Annotated in this window: 16 protein-coding genes and 2 tRNA genes; 3 read left to right on the top strand and 15 right to left on the bottom strand. The window is 32.7% G+C overall.

Annotated features, from left to right (window positions below):
- Window positions 1-55 precede the first annotated feature (55 nt).
- The 12 genes from BN2667_RS03605 to BN2667_RS03550 all read right to left on the bottom strand — a co-directional run bounded on the left by BN2667_RS03605 (window position 56) and on the right by BN2667_RS03550 (window position 11,070).
- Complete coding sequence (locus tag BN2667_RS03605) at window positions 56-1,741, bottom strand: phospho-sugar mutase (protein WP_054251953.1); 1,686 nt, start codon at window positions 1,739-1,741, stop codon at window positions 56-58.
- Window positions 1,742-1,761: 20 nt separating this feature from the next.
- The gene (locus tag BN2667_RS03600) at window positions 1,762-2,370 is read right to left on the bottom strand and encodes a hypothetical protein (RefSeq protein ID WP_054251952.1); all 609 of its coding nucleotides are present in this window, start codon (window positions 2,368-2,370) and stop codon (window positions 1,762-1,764) included.
- A 120-nt stretch (window positions 2,371-2,490) separates the two neighbouring features.
- Complete coding sequence (locus BN2667_RS03595; protein WP_054251951.1) at window positions 2,491-2,832, bottom strand: histidine triad nucleotide-binding protein; 342 nt, start codon at window positions 2,830-2,832, stop codon at window positions 2,491-2,493.
- Entirely contained in the window at window positions 2,825-4,147 is a 1,323-nt protein-coding gene (gene mtaB, locus BN2667_RS03590) for a tRNA (N(6)-L-threonylcarbamoyladenosine(37)-C(2))-methylthiotransferase MtaB (RefSeq protein ID WP_054251950.1), read from the bottom strand. The genes BN2667_RS03595 and mtaB overlap by 8 nt, the downstream gene beginning before the upstream one ends.
- Window positions 4,131-4,844 (bottom strand): RsmE family RNA methyltransferase, encoded by a 714-nt coding sequence (locus tag BN2667_RS03585; protein ID WP_054251949.1) that lies wholly within the window; start codon window positions 4,842-4,844, stop codon window positions 4,131-4,133. Before BN2667_RS03585 ends, mtaB begins: the two co-directional genes overlap by 17 nt.
- Window positions 4,837-5,751, bottom strand: a complete 915-nt coding sequence (gene prmA, locus BN2667_RS03580; protein ID WP_054251948.1) for a 50S ribosomal protein L11 methyltransferase — start codon at window positions 5,749-5,751, stop codon at window positions 4,837-4,839. Before prmA ends, BN2667_RS03585 begins: the two co-directional genes overlap by 8 nt.
- A complete protein-coding gene (gene dnaJ, locus BN2667_RS03575; RefSeq protein ID WP_054251947.1) occupies window positions 5,751-6,869 on the bottom strand; it encodes a molecular chaperone DnaJ in 1,119 nt (372 codons plus the stop codon). The genes prmA and dnaJ overlap by 1 nt, the downstream gene beginning before the upstream one ends.
- Window positions 6,870-6,979: 110 nt before the next feature.
- Entirely contained in the window at window positions 6,980-8,800 is a 1,821-nt protein-coding gene (gene dnaK / locus BN2667_RS03570) for a molecular chaperone DnaK (RefSeq protein WP_054251946.1), read from the bottom strand.
- 19 nt (window positions 8,801-8,819) lie between these two features.
- Complete coding sequence (grpE, locus tag BN2667_RS03565) at window positions 8,820-9,407, bottom strand: nucleotide exchange factor GrpE (protein ID WP_054251945.1); 588 nt, start codon at window positions 9,405-9,407, stop codon at window positions 8,820-8,822.
- Between the two features lie 14 nt (window positions 9,408-9,421).
- Window positions 9,422-10,432: a heat-inducible transcriptional repressor HrcA gene (gene hrcA / locus BN2667_RS03560; RefSeq protein ID WP_082380180.1), complete on the bottom strand. Its 1,011-nt coding sequence runs from the start codon at window positions 10,430-10,432 to the stop codon at window positions 9,422-9,424.
- A 173-nt stretch (window positions 10,433-10,605) separates the two neighbouring features.
- A tRNA-Thr gene (locus BN2667_RS03555) sits at window positions 10,606-10,681 on the bottom strand.
- A 302-nt stretch (window positions 10,682-10,983) separates the two neighbouring features.
- Window positions 10,984-11,070: transfer RNA gene (locus BN2667_RS03550), tRNA-Leu, on the bottom strand.
- Between the two features lie 225 nt (window positions 11,071-11,295).
- On the opposite strand from BN2667_RS03550, the gene BN2667_RS03545 reads away from it, so the two are divergent.
- Window positions 11,296-12,159 carry a DUF1002 domain-containing protein gene (locus BN2667_RS03545; RefSeq protein ID WP_054251943.1) on the top strand — a complete coding sequence of 288 codons (864 nt, stop codon included), beginning with the start codon at window positions 11,296-11,298 and terminating at the stop codon, window positions 12,157-12,159.
- Between the two features lie 43 nt (window positions 12,160-12,202).
- On the opposite strand, the gene BN2667_RS03540 is transcribed toward BN2667_RS03545, so the two are convergent.
- From BN2667_RS03540 to BN2667_RS03530, 3 genes are read right to left on the bottom strand one after another with little or no spacing between them, the layout of a single operon-like run.
- Window positions 12,203-12,997, bottom strand: a complete 795-nt coding sequence (locus BN2667_RS03540; RefSeq protein ID WP_054251942.1) for a metal ABC transporter permease — start codon at window positions 12,995-12,997, stop codon at window positions 12,203-12,205.
- Window positions 12,991-13,626: a metal ABC transporter ATP-binding protein gene (locus BN2667_RS03535; protein ID WP_054251941.1), complete on the bottom strand. Its 636-nt coding sequence runs from the start codon at window positions 13,624-13,626 to the stop codon at window positions 12,991-12,993. The genes BN2667_RS03540 and BN2667_RS03535 overlap by 7 nt, the downstream gene beginning before the upstream one ends.
- Window positions 13,619-14,617 carry a metal ABC transporter solute-binding protein, Zn/Mn family gene (locus BN2667_RS03530; RefSeq protein WP_054251940.1) on the bottom strand — a complete coding sequence of 333 codons (999 nt, stop codon included), beginning with the start codon at window positions 14,615-14,617 and terminating at the stop codon, window positions 13,619-13,621. The genes BN2667_RS03535 and BN2667_RS03530 overlap by 8 nt, the downstream gene beginning before the upstream one ends.
- A gap of 149 nt (window positions 14,618-14,766) precedes the next feature.
- On the opposite strand from BN2667_RS03530, the gene BN2667_RS03525 reads away from it, so the two are divergent.
- Both BN2667_RS03525 and BN2667_RS03520 read left to right on the top strand, forming a co-directional pair.
- Complete coding sequence (locus BN2667_RS03525; protein ID WP_054251939.1) at window positions 14,767-15,171, top strand: Fur family transcriptional regulator; 405 nt, start codon at window positions 14,767-14,769, stop codon at window positions 15,169-15,171.
- A 20-nt stretch (window positions 15,172-15,191) separates the two neighbouring features.
- Window positions 15,192-17,366: a zinc ribbon domain-containing protein gene (locus BN2667_RS03520; protein ID WP_054251938.1), complete on the top strand. Its 2,175-nt coding sequence runs from the start codon at window positions 15,192-15,194 to the stop codon at window positions 17,364-17,366.
- The last annotated feature ends 53 nt before the right edge of the window (window positions 17,367-17,419 follow it).

Genomic DNA, 17,419 nt, shown 5'->3' with positions numbered 1-17,419 from the left:
AGAAACGTTTTGCTATATTAAAAAGAACCTAACACAGGGTCAGGTTCTAAAATTTTTATTCAATTGAATTTAATCTACCAAGAACAACATCTTCTATCATAGATATTTTTTCTATCGCTTTTGCTTCTTCCTTGTCTTTAGAGTAAATATAGAGTTTAATTTTTGGTTCAGTTCCAGATGGTCTTACAGAAAACCAAGAGCCATCTTCTAATCTGTATTCTAATACATTTGATTTTCCTACTAGAGGATCGTCTGTCAAATAATCTTTGACACTAGAAACTTTTAAATCACCAATAGATTCAAATGGTTCTTTTCTAACTACATCCATCATCTTTTTAATTCTCATTGAACCCTCTATACCCTTTAAGGTTAAGGAAATTAATTTTTCCTTATAGTAGCCGTACTTTTCATAAAGGTCATATAGAACTTGATAAAGTCTCTTGCCCTCTTTTTTATAGTAGCCAGCCATTTCAGCTATAAGCATAGATGAAATAACTGCGTCTTTGTCTCTTACATAGTCTCCATAGGTGTAACCAATTGATTCTTCATAGCCAAAAATAAATTCGTATTCCTTTGTTTGGTCCCAAATATTTGCTAGAGAACAAATATTTTTAAAACCAGTTAAGGTTGAAAACATAGAAACATTAAAGTCGTCACAAATAGCCTTGGCCATTTCTCCAGTTACTATTGATTTTACAATGGCTCCATTAGATAGCAATTTATTATTGTCTTTTAGGCCGTTTAAGATGTAGTTTATTAAAAGAACTCCAGTTTGGTTGCCGTTAAAGGCATAATAAGATCCATCAGGCTTTTTACCCATCATGGCAACTCTGTCGCAGTCAGGATCTGTTGCAATAATAATATCTGCGTCAATTTTTTTCGCAAGGTTTAACCCATATTCAAAGGCCTTAGTATCTTCTGGGTTTGGATATTCAATAGTTGGAAAAGTTCCATCTGGCTGTGTTTGTTCTTCTACTAAATTTACATTTGTAAAACCACGTCTGTCTAAAACAGTTCTAACAGGTATATTTCCAGTTCCATTTAGTGGTGAATAAACTATATTTACATTTTTATCGACATCGTCATTTACTTTCCTTGAAAGTACTTCCTTGTAATAAGCTTCGTCAACTTCTTCGCCTATTAGAATTATTTTTCCTTGGTCTACTAGGTCATCAAAAGACCCCCAATTAATATCTTCAAAGTTTAGCTTGCTTATTTTTTCAGAAATTTGATTGGCGTGAACGTCTAGAATTTGTGCTCCTTCTTCCCAATAAACCTTGTAGCCGTTGTAGTTTTTAGGATTGTGAGAGGCTGTTACAACTATACCTGATTGGGTTTTTAAATACCTAATAGCAAAAGAAAGCATTGGAGTTGGTCTAATGCCTTTAAATAAATAAACCTTAACTCCATTGGCAGCTAAAATACTTGCTGCAAGTTTTGAAAATACATCAGAGTAGTTTCTTACGTCATAGGCTATGGCAACGCCCTTGTCCATAGCTTCTTTACCATAGTCTTTTATAACTTCAGCTAGGGCTTGGCTGGCCTTGCCTACTGTGTACTTGTTCATCCTATTTGTTCCTGCTCCAATTATTCCACGTAGGCCTGCTGTTCCAAACTCTAGGTTCTTATAAAACCTATCTTCAATTTCTCCTTGGTCTGTAAGATTTTTTAGTTCATCTTTTGTAGCCTGGTCTATTGTTTTTGAATTTAACCATTTTTCATAAGTTTTTTTGTAATCCATCTTTAACCTCCCTGTAGATTTTATAAATACGCTTCAATATAAAGTAAACCTAGACGATAATCAGAATAGGAAAAAATGTTTGAAATTTTTTCTACTTTCTTCTCTCCCCTAGATGCAAGTATTAAACTGTCGTCTTCTCTTCCTATAATTAAGGCATACTTTGGATAGTCAAAGCCCTGCCTTAGCCCAAGCTCCATTAAAAGCGGATGGTCTCTCTCAAGAGCCTGGTCTATAATTTTTATAAAAATATTTTGTGAAATAAAATTAGCATAGTAGTTAGCTTTTATTTCAATCCTTCTCTTGTCTGCCAGTCTTTTAATGTAAGCTTCAATTGACCTAAGACTTAAAAACCCAAAATACCTGTAGGCTTTTGAGTCTATGTAGTTTCTTAAAAACTTACTATAAGAGTCAAAATCAAAATTAAGGTCTCCCCTAGTTCCCTTGGTCTCAGAATATTTTGCAAATTCGTAAATTAAAAGGTCTGTCAGGGCAAAAAATCCTGATGCTTGGGCTTTAGAGAAATCTTTTAAGTCTAAGTCGTATTCTAAAAGATCGACTGATCCACCAAAATATGATTTATCTTCTGTATTTATATTTATAAAGTCTGATTTAATATTTTTTCTCTCCATTGTTTCACCTAACAAAAGTATATCACAAGATTTCACAACTTTATATAGACACTTATACCCGAAAAGTTTTTTCTTACAAAAAAATGACCAAGATAAAATCTCAGTCATTTTAAAAACTTATTAACCTGCTGGCCAAGTCATTTGTCTGCCACCTAGTAGATGGAAGTGTAAATGACTTACAGATTGGCCTCCGTGTTCTTTGTTATTAACTACAACCCTGTATCCCTTTTCAAGTCCAAGGTCCTTGGCGATTTTGCTAATTGATAAATAAATATGGCCAATTAGCTCTTTGTCTTCTTCTACGATTTCGTCTACATTAGAAATGTGTTTTTTTGGAATTACAAGAACGTGAACTGGTGCTTGTGGTTCCAAGTCATTAAAGGCATAAACAAATTCGTCTTCATAGACTTTCTTAGAAGGAATTTCTCCTCCTATAATTTTACAAAATATACAATCAGTCATTTTTTCCTCCTTTGGCCCTTCCTCTTAGTTTGCCATCTATAAAATCTGTTATTTCTACTTTTACTAACGTATTAAAATAATCTCCCTTGCCTGTAAAAAATACTTCAACATAGTTACTAGTGTGGCCATGATAAAGTCCGTCAGTTTTTCTCTCGACTAAAACTTCCATGTCCTTGCCAATAAATGAACTTTCAAAGTCTGATCTTAAAGACTCAGTTAGGGCAATTAATTCTCTAGACCTGGCGTTTTTTACCTTGCCATTAACTTGCCCCTTCATAGTTGCAGCTGGAGTTCCCTTTCTAATAGAATATTTAAATATGTGGACTCTTGAGAAAGAAACTTTTTTTACTAAGTCAATGGTCTCTTGAAATTCTTCTTCTGTCTCTCCTGGAAAACCAACTATTATGTCAGTTGTTATTCCAGCCTTAGGATAGTAGCGTCTTATTCTCTCAACGGTCTCTAAATAATCTTCTCTAGTGTATTTTCTATTCATTCTCTGTAAAACTGTGTTAGATCCACTTTGTAAGGATAAGTGAAAGTGGTCGCAGAATTTTGGAAGTTTTGAAACTCCTTGTAAGAATTCTTCTGTTATCAGTCTTGGCTCTAGGGATGATAGTCTTATTCTCTCTATACCCTCAATTGGATGAATGACTTCAATTAGCTTTAAAAGATCAAAGTTATCTAAGTCTTTACCGTATGATGCAACATGAATTCCAGTTAGGACAACTTCTTTATAGCCGTTTTGGCTAAGCATTTCTACTTCAGCAACTACATCCCTTGGATCTCTAGACCTAATGTTTCCTCTGGCATAGGGAATTATACAGTAGGAACAATATCTGTTGCAGCCATCTTGGACTTTTAAATAGGCCCTAGTCATATTTTTAATTGCCTTAATGTCTAAAGGCTGGAAGGTCTTATCCTTTTTTATATCTCTAACTATATTAATTTGTTCTTTTTTATTTTTAAATTTTTCAACAAGTTCAACTATTTCATTTCTCTCTGTTGTGCCAATAACTATATCGACACCTTCAATGTCAGCAACTTCTTCAGCAGATACCTGGGAATAACATCCCATTACAACCATAATTGAATTTGGATTTTCCCTTTTAGACCTTCTTATAATCTGCCTAGACTTGCTATCAGACAAGGAAGTAACTGTGCAGGTATTTATAACATAAACATCAGCTGGAAAGTCTTCTTCTATGACTTCGTAGCCAGCTTTTTCAAAAAGTTCACTGGCCGCTTCTGTTTCGTATTGGTTTACCTTACAACCCAGAGTATGAAATTTTACCTTGTTTTTATAAGTCAAGTTCATAAATTATATTCACCAATGCAACCATAGATGCAGTTTCGGCCCTTAAAATTTTTTCCCCTAGGGAGACAGACCTAATTCCTGACCTGGTTAAAGCCTTTATTTCAATATCGTCAAAGCCACCTTCTGGACCGATAAAAATATTAATATCGCCTCCATTATAGTAATCTAAGGCTTGTTTTATTGTAGTTCTCTTTTCACCTTCGTAAGGAACTATAGAAAAATCATTTTTATAAATTTTATCAAAGACACCTGTTATCTCTATTGGATAATGAACAGTTGGAATAAAAGTTGATTTAGACTGTTTGCTGGCGTCGTTTACAATTCTCTGCCATCTGTCTTGTCTATTTTTTTCCTTGCCTCTAATGTCTACAACTGTTCTCATTGTAATCATAGGATAAAAATTGGTAACACCAATTTCTGTACATTTTTGTAAGACAAAATCTGTCTTGTCTCCCTTTAAAATTGAGAAAAACAAGTTTATATTTGGTTTTTTTATCAGGTCAAGTTTTTCAAAAGAAATAATTTTTGCCTTGTCTGTTTCTAAATAAATTAGTTCATATAAGGTATCACCAACAACAGCTTCAAAGCTTTCTCCTTCTTTAAACCTTAAAACTCTTTCCATATGAAATTGGTCAGTTTCTGGAATGATAAAAATATCTCCATCAATGTTAGTGGTATTTGCAAAAATCCTATGCATGTTTATCCCTCGCTACTAAGGCAACCCATTCATTTTCTGTCATCTTTTCTACAAGTTCAAAGCCATTTTTTTCTAAGGCTTCTTCAACTAAGGCTGACTTTTCCTCTATAATCCCTGAGCAAATAAGAGTACCATCTGCTTCTAAGTAGTCTCTAACTTGGTCTATAAGGACGACTATAATTTCTGCAACAATATTTGCAATTATAAGGTCTCCTTTAGAGTCAATTTCTGAAAATAAATTTGAAGTTTTAAAATCAACATCTGCCTTATTGTGGTCAGCGTTTTTCTTAGAAATTTCTACAGCCTTTTCATCTAGGTCTGCTCCAATTACTTTAGAAGCACCAAGAAGTTTTCCAGCTACTGATAGAATTCCAGATCCGCAACCAATATCTAAAATCTTGTCATCTGCCTTTAAATACTTTTGTAAAAGTTCTAGGCACATTCTTGTAGTTTCGTGGCCGCCTGTTCCAAAGGCCATGCCAGGATCAAGTTCAATAACTACCTTGTCTTCTTTGTTGTCATAAGATTCCCAAGAAGGTTTTATAACAACTTTTGGGCCAATTTCTTGAACTTCATAAAAGGCCTTCCAGTTGTTTCGCCAGTCTTGGTCATCAATTAATTCTAAATAAGTCTTGCCTAATTTTTTATTTTCTATTTCTTTAGAAATTTCTTTTAGGTCAAGGGCGTCATCATCTGAAGAATATAATTTTACAGTAATACCGTCAAAGGCATCTTTAAAAATATCCTCTTCTATAAAGTCCCAACGGTTAGAGTCATTGTCAATATTTTCCATTCTTGGGTCAATTAGTTCAAATGAATATAAATCTTTTTCATATAAAAATTCTTCTAGCCTTGGCCAAAGATCATATTGGCATATTATTGTTAGTTCATTCCATTTATTTTCCATTAATCAAAAAAATCCTTTATCTTTTCAAAAAATCCTTTTTCGCTCTTTTCTATCTGTCCACCTTGGGCAACTAGAAGGTCCTTTAAAAGTTTTTCTTCTTCTTCTGAAACCTTTTTTGGTACGTGAATTTTATAAGACACATAAAGGTCGCCTGAGCCAGAGCCTCTTAAATAAGGAGCTCCCTTGCCTTTAATTTTTATTATATCTCCTGATTCAGTTCCCTTAGGTACTTTTTCTTCTATCATTTCAGATATTGTTGGAACTTTTACTGTTCCGCCAAGAACTGCTTGAGAGTAGGCAATTGGCACTTCTACATAAAGGTCTGCCCCTCTTCTTTTAAAGACTTGGTCTTCTTCAACTTCTATATAAATTAAAAGATCTCCTGCTGGACCTCCATTAATACCTTGGTTGCCTTGGCCTCCTAGGGATATAACTGATCCAGTATCTACTCCCTTAGGAATGCTAACTTTAATTGTCTTTTTAACATTTTCTCTACCACTTCCATTACAGTCCTTACATGGCTTATCTACAATTTCACCACTTCCATTACAATCTGGACAAGTTACTGTTTGAATCATTTGTCCAAGGATAGAGTTTTGTACATGGTTTATAGTTCCTCTACCATTGCACTTTGGGCAGGTGTGGATGGAGCTTGTATCTTCTGTTTTCTTGCCGTGACAGGTCTTACACTCTTCTTCTCTGTGAACTTTTATTTCCTTTTCTGCTCCTAACATAGCCTCTTTAAAGGAAATCTTTAGTGGCACTTGCAAATCTGCGCCACGCCTTGGGCCATTTGTGTCCCTAGTCCTATAAGTTTGACTAAAGCCTCCGCCAAATATATCAAAGAGGTCGTCAAATATATCTCCAAAGCCTGAAAAATCGCTGGCAGAATAGTTAGACCTTAATCCGTCTTCACCGTATCTATCGTATATTGATCTTTTTTCTTCATCTACTAGGACTTCGTAGGCAGCAGTAACTTCTTTAAAGTTTTTTTCTGCTTCTTCGTCTCCTGGATTTAAGTCAGGATGGTATTTTTTTGCTAGCTTTCTATAAGCTCTTTTTATTTCATTTGTATCAGCATCTCTTCCAATGCCTAATATCTCATAAAAGTCTCTCATTGTTTCTCCTTAATTTTCTCCATTAAATAATTATAATAGATATGTAAAAAAAAATAAAGCAACTTAGCAAATTATAAAAATCTGCTAAGTTAGCCTTATGTTTTTATTTTCTATTCTTGGTCGTCTTCGTCTACTACTTCGTAGTCTGCATCTTCTACTGTTTCAGATCCTGCTTGACCTTGGTCTTGGCTTGCTTGAGCTTGTTGGTACATTTTTTCGCTTACAGCATAGAAGGCTTGGGTTAATTCTTCAGTCTTTGCCTTAATTTCTTCTGTTGAGCCATTATCAATTAATGGTTTTAATTCAGCAATGATTCCTTCTATTTTTTCCTTGTCTGCTGCATCAATTGTGTCTTTAGCTTCTTCTAAGGTCTTTTCAGCTTGGTATACTGCAGAGTCGGCATTGTTTTTAACTTCAATTGCTTCCTTGTTTTTCTTATCTTCTTCAGCATACATTTCAGCTTCTTTTACTTTCTTGTCAATTTCTTCCTTGCTTAAGTTTGAAGAAGCAGTTATCTTAATTGATTGTTCCTTACCTGTTCCTAGGTCTTTTGCTGATACTGAAACAATACCATTGGCATCTATATCAAAGGTTACTTCAATTTGTGGAACTCCTCTTCTTGCTGGTGCTATTCCATCAAGTTGGAATCTTCCTAGAGTTGTATTGTCTCTAGCCATTTCTCTTTCACCTTGTAGAACGTGAATGTCTACTGATGTTTGGTTGTCAGCTGCAGTAGTAAAGATTTGAGATTTCTTTGTAGGAATTGTTGTATTCCTTTCAATTAATCTTGTAGTAACTCCGCCCATTGTTTCTAGTCCAAGTGAAAGTGGGGTAACGTCTAGAAGTAATAGGTCTTTAACTTCACCACTTAAAACTCCACCTTGGATAGCAGCACCTAAGGCTACACATTCGTCTGGGTTAATGTCTTTTTGTGGTTCTTTGCCTACAAGTTTCTTTACTCTTTCTTGGACAGCTGGAATTCTTGTAGATCCACCAACTAGTAATACTTTTTCAATTTCAGAAGCCTTTAGGCCTGCATCTTTAAGAGCATCATTTACAGGTCCTACAGTTTTTTCTACTAGGAAGTCTGTTAGTTCATTAAACTTGGCCCTAGTAATGTCCATGTCTAAATGAAGTGGTCCTGATGCGTTAGCAGTAACAAATGGTAGGTTGATGTTAGTTGATAAAGCTGATGATAATTCTTTCTTAGCTTTTTCAGCAGCTTCCTTTACCCTTTGTAGACTCATCTTGTCATTTCTAAGGTCTACGCCATTTTCCTTTTTAAATTCTTCTGCTATATAGTCAATTAATACTTGGTCAAAGTCATCTCCACCAAGTTTGTTGTTTCCTCTTGTTGAAAGTACTTCAAAAACTCCGTCGCCTAGTTCAAGGATAGATACGTCAAAGGTTCCTCCACCAAGGTCATAAACCATAATCTTGTGTTGACCTTCTTCTTTGTCCATACCATAAGCTAGGGCTGCAGCTGTTGGTTCGTTTATAATTCTCTTTACATCTAGGCCTGCTATAAGACCTGCGTCTTTTGTTGCTTGTCTTTGAGCATCTGTAAAGTAAGCTGGAACTGTAATTACAGCTTCAGTAACTTTTTCTCCTAAATAAGATTCTGTGTCAGCCTTTAGTTTTTGTAAAATCATAGCTGAAATATCTTGTGGAGTGTAGTCCTTACCGTCTATTGTAATTTTGTGGTCAGTTCCCATTTCTCTTTTTATAGATGAAATAGTTCTATCTGGATTTGTAATAGCTTGTCTCTTTGCTGTTTCACCAACAAGTCTTTCACCATCTTTTGTAAAAGCTACAACTGATGGAGTTGTTCTATTGCCTTCTATGTTAGCAACTATAACTGGTGATCCACCTTCCATAACTGCTACTGCTGAGTTTGTTGTACCTAAGTCTATACCAATAATTTTTCCCATAATTGATTCTCTCCTTTATTTATTTTTTTGAAACTCTAACCATTGATGGTCTAATTACACTATTCTTTATTTGGTAGCCCTTTTGAAATACATCGACTACCATGTCTTCATCTAAATCGTCTGTTTCAACTACAGCAACTGCATGGTGAAGGTTAGGATCAAACTTCTCTCCTTCCGCCTTAATTTCTACAATGTTGTTCTTTTTTAAAACATCGACGATTTGGTCATCTATCATATTAATACCCTTGAAGATTTCGCTATCACCAGCATAGTCTTCAATGGATTTTAAAGCTCTCTCTAGGTTGTCTAAAACTGGTAACAAATCTATAGCCAGTTTCTTTACCCCTAGTTCAATATAGCCTTCCCTTTCTTTTTCAACTCTCTTTTTAAAGTTAGAAAAATCTGCCTGAAGTCTAATTAATTGATTTTTTAATTCTTCTACATCTACTGATACTTCTTCTGAAATGCTTTCCTCATCTTCTATTAGTTGGTCTTCTTTTTGCTCCTCATCTAAAGTTTCGCTTTTCTTATCTTCATTCTGTGTTTCTTCAGTTGACAAGTCTTCTTCAGTAAGGTCCTCCTCGTTGAGAATTTTATCTTCCGTCATATTTAATCACCTCTTTATTCATTATTACTTAAGGCCTTAGAAAAGTTAAAAATAATATTTGCAATTTTCAAATAGTCCATTCTAGTTGGGCCAATTAGGATTATATTTCCTCTTTGTCCTAGACCATTGTCATAATTACTATATATTAATGAAGATTCCTTTAGTATATCTTCATCGTTTTCTGCCCCAATTTTTATATTAAGGACATCTTTTCCTTCGTTGTTTAAAAACATATTGATTATATTGGCCTCGTCTTCTAAATAATCAATTAAAGATTTTACATGGTCTTCTTCCTCATAGTAGTTAATAACATTGCCTATTCCATTTAAATATATATTATAAGAAGCTTCTTCTTCTAAAAAATCTAAAGTCTTCTTTAGGACCTTTAAATAAAAATCTCGATTAACTAAGTCACTATCAAGGGTTTTAATAATTGTTTTTATCTCCTCAATGTCCTTTTTTAGAACAAGTCTTTTTATAAAGTCCTCAAGGTCGTCAATTGAAGTTTCAACATCTATGCCCCTATTATCTAATATATAAGAAGCAGTATGGCCTGATTTACCTACTAGAACAAATAAAATTCTATTAGAACCTAAGGCTTCAACCTTTACAAACTCTACAATACTAGTGTTTGAAATTGGTGAAACTATTAGGCTTAAGTAATTGGTCTTTTCTACTAGAAGCTTAATTGCTGCCTCATAGTAGTTTTTTAAAGACTCGCCGCCATAGTCTAAGCTCTCTTTAAGGGAAGCAACATATTTCTTATTAACTTTTAATCCATCATTAAAGAAATGATTTACATATTCTCTGTAAGCCTTGTTTGAAGGAATTCTACCTGATGAAATGTGGGTCTTAGTTAAAAACCCTAAGTCTTCTAAGTCACTCATTTCATTTCTAATAGTGGCTGAGCTAAGTCCTATTTCTGGGATTTTTGATAAAGTTCTGGATCCAATTGGTTCTGCAGAACTAATATAATAATCCACAATTTCAGTTAGAATCAGCATTTTTCTTTCATCTAACATCATATCAACTCCTTCTCTGTTAGCAGTCTATTTGATTGAGTGCTAATACCACTATCTCTTATATACCCTGGAAAATTTTTCTAAACACAAATATAAAATTTATTAAGTGAAAGTTTCGTGATAATAAAAGTTTACAAAAAAAATAACCACTATGATAGTGGCAAGGTTAAAAAATATGGAGCTATCAGGGGGATTTGAACCCCCGACCTCTACATTACCAATGTAGCGCTCTACCTACTGAGCTATGACAGCAAAAGTTCAAATATGATTTTACTATATTTGCTTTCCATAAGCAAGCTATTTTAAAATTTTATAAAATTCAATTGCTTTATAAAAATTTGACAAGGAATATTTTTTATACTTTTTACTAACTTTTTTAGTTTAATGACTAATTTAACATTGAATAAAGTGTGGAGAAAGTGTGGAAGTAGATTTAAATCCAGTGCTATCCAGTGACATCTAGTGAGATTTGCAAAAAATAAAAAGGCCTAAAAACGTGTATTTTAAGCCTTTCTGAAAATCTGATGCTATCTAGTAACATCTAACTAAATCTATGGTGCCACTGGTGGGAATCGAACCCACACACCCCAAAGGATAACAGATTTTGAGTCTGTCTCGTCTGCCAGTTCCGACACAGTGGCTTTTACTTAAGTAATATTATCATAGAAGACTTTTCTTTACAAGTTCTTTTTATAGGAGCCATTTGTTGTTTCTAAGCTAATATTGTTTAAAGAAATATCCATTAATAATTCTTTTAGAAAATCCTGTGAAGTTTTTTAAAGTTTTTCTAAAGTTCCTTGGTTTTTATTTTTTTTAGTCTTATCTATGGTATACTTGAAAAAATAAAATTTAAAAAAGGAGTTATTATGAAAAGAAATCTTAAAATAATTTTTCTTCTTGCTCTACTAATATTAGGAATTAACAATACTACTTATGCTGACTCAGTAAATTCAGTAATTTCTCTAGGAGCAGATTTAACTGATGAACAAAAAAATGTAATCTTAGAAGAATTTGAAGCTGGCGATTCTCTAATAATAGAAGTTACTAATGAAGAAGAACACAAGTACCTTGGTGAATTTATTTCTGCAGACAAAATCGGCAGCCAGGCCCTTTCAAATGCAAAGTTAACCCTTAGAGAAGAAGGTTCTGGTCTAAACATAAAAGTTTCAGACAAGATAATTTATATTAACGAAGATATGTTTAGAAACGCCTTATTAACAGCTGGAATTACTGATGCGGATGTCCTCGTTAGCGCTCCATTTGAAGTTACTGGCACTGGAGCCTTGACTGGAATTTTAAAATCCTATGAGGCCTTAACTGGCAAGGACCTACCAGAAGAAGTAAAGGAAATTTCTAATGAAGAGTTAGTCCTAACCTATGACCTTAGTAAAATGAATTCTTCTGATGAAGTTACTGACTTTATGAATATAATAAAAGTTGATTTTGCAAAAAATATGCCTGAAACCAAGGAAGAAGCAAAAACTCTTATTTTAAATCTAGCTGAATCTAATAATGTAAAAATTTCAGATGATCAGGCAGACCAACTTGCAGATTTGTTTATGAAAATGAAAAACGCAAATATTGACTGGAATAAGTTAGCTGATACTGCTATTGAATATTCTTCTAAGGCAGCGGAGTTTTTAAAGTCAGACCAAGGCCAATCTTTTTTACAGGGCCTAAAAGAATTTTTAGTAAACTTAATTGATTGGATAGCTTCCCTGTTTAAGTAAAATAAAAATCGTTCCTCTATAAAATTTAGAGCGAACGATTTTTTTATTTGTTTTTGTATAAGGTTATTATTATTAAAGTTAGTGTAGCAAGTATTACAGTTGTTCCTCCAGGCTTTAGATTAAAGTAAAAGGATATAAATAAGGCTAATATCATAAAGATAAAACCAAATATTGAAGAAGCTATTATCGTTTTAAAATAAGACATCTTTAGCTGGATAGAACAGGCAACTGGAATAATTAGCATAGAAGAAACTATCATTACTCCAATGGTCCTAGATGCTATTGCTATAGTTATTGCAGTTAAAATTGTAAAAATAAAATTTACCAGGTCTACATTTATATTAAAAACCCTGGCAGATGATTCATCAAAGGAAATGTGTTGGAGGTCCTTATAAAAATACAGGGAAAATATAAAGACTAGGACGCTTAAGGCTAGCACAATATATAAATCATTCTTGCCTACTGCGACAATTGAACCAAATAAAAAGGCTTCTAAATTTGTTCCTACTTTTACAAAATCTGTTAAAACTGAAGCTAGGCCAATTGAAAAACTCATTACAATTGTAGCTGAAATTGAAGAGTGGCCTGGAAAGTTCTTCCTTAAAAATTCAATTAAGATAGATGCTAAAAGACAGACAATAATTGTAGATATCATTGGATTAATTCCTATTATTAAACCAAAAATTACCCCTGCCAAGGCTGTGTGAGATAGGGCATCTCCAATAACAGAAATATTTTTATTTACAATTACTATGCCGATCATAGGCATAACTATAGCCAAAAGGGCAGAAACAATAACTGCCCTTTGTAAAAAATCATATTGAAAAAGTTCTAACATTCTATCATCCTACCCTTGTCTATTTTAAATATTCTATTAATGTCCTCTTTAATGTCTTCAATGTTGTGACTAACCATAATTATTGTCATAGAGTGAATTTTTGATTGGTCAATTAATAATTTTAAAAAAGACTTTTTTGATTTTTCGTCTAGACCAATTAGTGGTTCATCTAATAAAAGAAAGCTTGGTTTACTAATAAGAGCTTTGCCTAACATGACTTTTTGTTTTTGTCCACCTGAAAGATCTTGGAAGACAAAGTTTTTCTTATCTCTTAGACCTATTAAATCTAAGGTTGAGTCTATTAAATCTTCCTCTTTTTTGTTAGGAAAAATCCTCCTTCTAGAAAGATTTAAAGACAAAATTTCCTTGACAGTAATTGGAAAGTTATTAGAAGTTGAAGCTGAAAGTTGTGGAACATAAGAAAGTTTTTCACCTGGTGAAAAATTAATAGTTCCAGAATTCGCCTTAAGCTTTCCCACTAATAAGTTCATTAGGGTAGTTTTCCCTTGGCCATTGTCACCAATTAAAGCCACAAAGTCGCCTTTATTAATAGAAAAATTTATATCCTCTAGAATTAAGTTTTTATTATAAGCAAATGATAGATTTTCTACTTCTAGTACCTTATTCATTAAGCGCCTTGTCCAATCCTTTTAAATTTTCTGTCATAATTTCTAAATAACCCTTGCCTGCGTCCATTTGGTCCTTGCTAAGAACTTCTATAGGACTTAATAGTTCAAGGCTTGCTCCAACTTCATTTGCAATTAAGTCTGCTACCTTTGGACTTATACTTTCTTCATAAAAAATTACCTTGATGTCCTTGTCTTTGCAAAGTTTTATAATATTGTCAATTTGTTGGAGACTTGGTTCGCCTTGAGGATTAATGCCTTCAATCCCAACTTGCTTAATATTATAATCTCTACAAAGATACCCATAGGCTTCATGGCTAACTAAAATTTCATCTCTCTTTTTGTCTTTTAAAGTCTCTTCGTATTTATCGTCTAAGTCTTTTAGTTTCTGGCTTAGGTCTTTATAGTTTGCTTCATAAAAATCTGCATTAGCTGGATCAAGTTCAGTTACTTGATCTTTTATATTTTTTATAATAACTTGGGCATTTTTTAAACTTAACCAAATATGTGGGTCAAACTCTCCGTGATCGTAGTCATGGTCATGGTCTTCTTCATGGTCGTGGTCTTCTTCGTGATTGTGGTCATGACTGTGAGTTGATTTTAATAAATCTAGACCGTCAGATAGGGAAAGAATGCTTCCCCCAATTAAATCTTTTTCTATTAAATCATCGGCCCACTTTTCTAAGCCTGGACCTGAATAAATAAACATATCAGCTTCTTGAAGGTCAGCTAAGTCTTTGGCAGATGGTTCCCAGTTGTGGAAGCCTTGGTTTTTAGTAATGTTAACTAAATCTACCCTGTCTCCTACTATAGCCTTTGTAAGGTCGTAATAAGGATAATTGCTAACATAAATAGTTTTCTTAGCTTGGGTTTCATTAACTTCTTCTTTGACTTGTTCATTAGTCATAGTTGTCGTATTTTCATTTTTCTTACAAGCAGTCAATAAAATTCCCAATACAAGTATTAGGATTAAAATAGTACTTTTCTTTTTCATTTTCTCCTCCTTGCAAATAATTTGCATTTATAATATTATTCTACCAAGTTGTTTTTGTCAATAAAAGTTAAAAACTTTTCAAATTTTATTTGTAAGTTTATAAATGTAAATTATCTGCTTTTGTGTTACAATTATTTGTAGGTGAAATCATGGATTTGTTTAAAAAATATAAGTTAAAGAGAACGAAAACAAGAGAAATAATAATTGATGGCTTAGAATGCATAAAGAAGCCTATTAGTGCCGAAGAGCTTTATGCATACTTATCAAAGAACCATGACATAAATCTAGCAACTGTTTATAGAAATCTAAATACTCTAGCTGAAATAGGCTTTATTAATAAGGTTGTTAGACAAGATGGCATAGCCTATTATTCTCTTGAAGAAGTGGATATTCATTATATGGTTTGTGATTCTTGTAATAAACAAATTGAATTAGACCACTGCCCTATTGATCATGACTTCTTTGAAAAAATAAATAAAAGTGGTTTTAAATCAAAGGGGCATATTTTCGAAATACATGGAGTTTGTAAGGACTGCCAAAATGAAAAAGAATAATAATGCAAGGTGGTGGATAAATGTATTGTAATAAATGTGGGGCTAAATTACCTGATAATAGTAACTTTTGTTATGTTTGTGGAAACAAGGTTTCAGACATAGAAATTTTATTTAAAGAAGCCAAGACCCAGAAAAAAAATAAAACTTCAGACAAACTAGCTAAAAAAAATGAAGCTACTTTTAAAAGACCTGTAAAGGCTTCTGGTGAATTTTCTTCAATGTTAGATGAAAATCTAGAAGATGATACAGTTTTATTGATGGATAAAAAAGACAGAAAAGAAAAAAATGTCTTTAAAAATAAAAAATTCATTAAAGAAAATACTTCTGAAAGTCCTAAGAAGAATCTTACTAAGAAAAATCTTACTAAGAAAAAAGACAAGTCTCCTTCAGATAAATCTACTTTAAAGAGATTTTTAGAATATATGATGGAGGAAGAAACTTATGACAAGTCATTTTTTGAAAAGAAACCAAGCCTACCAGATGTAGAAAAACAAATTGAAAAACTTGAAGATGATCCAAAAGATTTTTACAAGGTCCAAACTAATAAAACTCAAGATAAAAAGACCTTAGACCAAAAAGAAGACACTTCTGAAAATAAAGTTTTAGATAATTTAAAAGAAGAAGTTAAAAAAGCTGATTCTGTTAAAAAGCTTAAAACAACAAAAATTTCTAAAAACAAAACATCTTCTGCTAGTAATTCAGCTGAACTAACAAAAAAAGATAGATCACATAAGACAAGTCTTTTCAAAAAAATATCCAATTTCTTAAATGAAGAAGACGAAGATAGACTTTTAGATTTGTCTTACGATAACTACCGCAGGCTAATGAAGGGTCAAGGAGATATAAGTTATGAAGAAATTTTAGATTCCCTGGACCAAGAAAAAAATATAAACACTAAGTCTAAAGATGTTAATAAAGAAAAAAAGGAAAATAAGTTACTTGCTTCTATAAAAGAATTTTTTACTGAAAAAGATAAGGTTAAATCAGAAGATATAGAAGAAGTTGACTTTGACAAGCCTTTGCCAGTAGATCCAGAAGATACTATTAAAAGGACTACTTCAAAGCCTTATACTTTTGAAGATAAAGGCCAAACAATAAGATATTCTAAAACAGTTATTGATTCGCTTTTAGATAAACATGAAAAAGGCGAACTTAAAGTTGAAGACTTTGATAAAATTGATGATCTTATAGAAGATACAAGCCCTTTAGAAAATAAGCCTATAGAAAAAGCGACTGAGAAAGTAGACATAAAATTAAAGGCTACTAGTCCAGAAGCTCCTATAAAAACTAAAGAAGAAACTTATAAAGAGCTTAAAGTAAAGAAAATAAAAAAATCCAAAGAAAAGCCAAAGGCTAATAAAGAAAAAGTAGAAAAAGAAGTCAAGCCAAAAAAGAATTATCTTAAATCATTCTTTAAGCCAATTTTAGAATTCTTTAAATCCATTGGAAAGTTCTTTACAATGAGTCAAAAGAATAATAAAAAGACCAATGTAGACAACATCGATATTATTATGTCTTCTCCGGTTGAATCTTCTGATACCATGCCTTTAATTTTGTCAGAAGAAGAGAGAAATATTTTAAATAAGGAAATTGATAAGAGGCAGGGAAAAAATAAGGCAAGTAAGGTCCTAAAAAAATCTAACGCAAAAATTCACGGCAGCGTCAGAAAGTTATTGTCCTATGGGGCCAAGTTAACTCTCCCCCTACTTGTAATAACTTTTATTATTTGCCTGTGGCCAATATCCTGGTTAATTCCAAATAAAGGATTTTTAGTTTTCTTCTCCTTATTAAAGTATATTATTATTTATTTAACCATACAGACTGCAACTAATTCGGCCTTTAAATCAATAGGCCTTAGACTAAAGAGATCTGTAATTTCTTTCTTTGTTTTAGTTCAAACACTTGTTTATTTACTTATAGATTGTATCTATATTTATTTCACTCAAGTTGATGAACAAAGTTTAGAATCTCTCTTACATGTTCTAAGTCCAAAAATAAAGACTATGGTTGTCTTTATACTTTTAGCCTTTTTACTTTTACTAACTAATTATAAAAAGATAAAAGAAAAAGAAGGTGTAGGCATTTTCTTTGGCTGGTATTTAGTTATCGCCTTAGTTATTACAGTTCTAGTAATTTTGTTGGAACTGTTGCTAGCAACAATTTTCTGGCCTGTCTTAGACAAATTAATATTTTAAAACTTCCCCTTTTGGATTTTTATCTATACCCTCTTTACTGGACAAACCAGTAA

Source organism: Neofamilia massiliensis, from assembly GCF_001299475.1.
Classification (GTDB): domain Bacteria; phylum Bacillota; class Clostridia; order Tissierellales; family Peptoniphilaceae; genus Neofamilia; species Neofamilia massiliensis.
The sequence above is the reverse complement of the archived record's forward strand: the minus strand, read 5'-3'. Positions and strand labels throughout refer to the sequence as shown.